Source organism: Shewanella sp. UCD-KL12, assembly GCF_001957125.1.
GTDB lineage: Bacteria > Pseudomonadota > Gammaproteobacteria > Enterobacterales > Shewanellaceae > Shewanella.
The window spans coordinates 1-645 of sequence record NZ_MPHJ01000057.1 but is presented as its reverse complement, the minus strand read 5'-3'; the positions used below and the strand labels follow the sequence as shown (position 1 = coordinate 645).

At 44.2% G+C, this 645-nt stretch carries 1 protein-coding gene; it reads right to left on the bottom strand.

Going from position 1 to position 645, the window contains the following annotated elements:
- A partial coding sequence (locus tag BM736_RS24825) for an IS4 family transposase (protein WP_143562489.1) occupies positions 1-645 on the bottom strand: 645 nt, incomplete at both ends.

The window sequence follows — 645 nt, the reverse complement described above, 5'->3', positions numbered from 1 at the left end:
TCTATCAAGCTTATCGCTGCGGTAAAGCTAATACGGGTGGGTGCAACTTTGGCTTCTTTTGCTATCGCTACCATTTCTAAGCGAACCAGATTATAAGCGATAAGCACACCCCATAGTTCTTGCTTAACACCTTCAACAAATTTGCTTCGTAACGTCACCTTACTTTGCAATTGAGTTTGCTTCAGTTCGCCGTATCCCTCCTCTATTTCCCAGCGTTGCCAGTAGATATTTAGTAGTTTATCCACCGGATATTTAACAGGGTCAACCAATGAGGTGACAAACCCCTTTATTTCACCTTYTGGCTCTTGATAAGCAATAAAACGAGCACGCCATGTTTCGGGGAGTTCGGGATTTTTCTTTCTCGYCTGGGGGGAGACTGGCATATCAATTAGCAAGTCATTATTMGCAAACTCTTCGACCACCTCATAGCGCATCTTCGATTTTATTGGTGTCAGCCAGTGTCGCTGTACTCCTGAGCCTTGCCAGTTTAATAGTAAGTCAGCAGAGAAATAACAACGGTCAAATAGGGTTAAGGAGTTATCTGAGGCTTCTTGAACTAAACGCTGAGCGAGTGTTACTTCTCCTACGTGGCAGCCATCAAAAGCTGCACCCAAGACCATTCTGGTTTCAGTCGATATAAGGCTA